This window comes from Candidatus Symbiothrix dinenymphae, from assembly GCF_001431085.1.
Genome location: NZ_BBRU01000153.1, coordinates 1 through 759 on the forward strand (window position 1 = coordinate 1; position 759 = coordinate 759).

The following is a 759-nucleotide window of genomic DNA, read 5'->3' on the forward strand; positions in this document are numbered from 1 at the left end:
ACATATACGTTTTGGGTTTTCCAAACGAAGAGGTAAAATACGGTTTTTTGTCCTTCATATTCTACGCACAAGTCCAAACGGTCGCGACCGGCGGCAAATTCGCGGATAATCTGCCCGCCGCCGTTGACAATCCGTTGCAGAAAAGCCTGTAAAATCAGATGTGGTGCCGATTCTTTGTAGTCGAACCGTTCGACCCATATCTCGCTGTTTTCGCGCCAAAAGGCTTGAAAATCCTGCATGAGATAAATCATGTCGATACGCCCGTTTTTCAGATAGCGAGGCATTTGGTAGGGATACATCTCACTGCACAAGGTATCCTGAAAATTCTTACTCAATGTGCGGATAATCACCTCGGCATAAATCGGGTTGGCGGGTTGCACTAATCCGGGTGTCTCGCGTATTAAGCCAAGGTCCATGGCATAACTATAATCGTCCGACAATTTGTTGATATCTCCTATCTTGCCAATGATGACCGGCTCCATCACCCGCCGCACCCGCTCCTCTTTGAGCCGTTCGAGCAGGCTGTCGATATGTGTGTCGCGCCGCAGGATGATGGTTTGGATGGCTTGTTCCACCAATTCTGCCGTCACCGGCTTGGTATAATCGGACTGGAGCGTTTTTACAATCACTTCACGGGCAATGGCGTTGACCAACCACGGCTGCCCCTGTGTCTGCTGATGCACCAATTCAATGGCATCCGGCTCAAAGACTTGCCCTGTCTCAGCAGTATGCTGAGCATATAATTTCACTATGTCTTCC

General features: G+C 49.3%; 1 pseudogene. It reads right to left on the reverse strand.

Features of this window, described 5'->3' with window-relative positions:
- A pseudogene (locus ASC50_RS02330) lies at positions 1-749 on the reverse strand (hypothetical protein); the annotation flags it as partial.
- Positions 750-759: the final 10 nt, after the last annotated feature.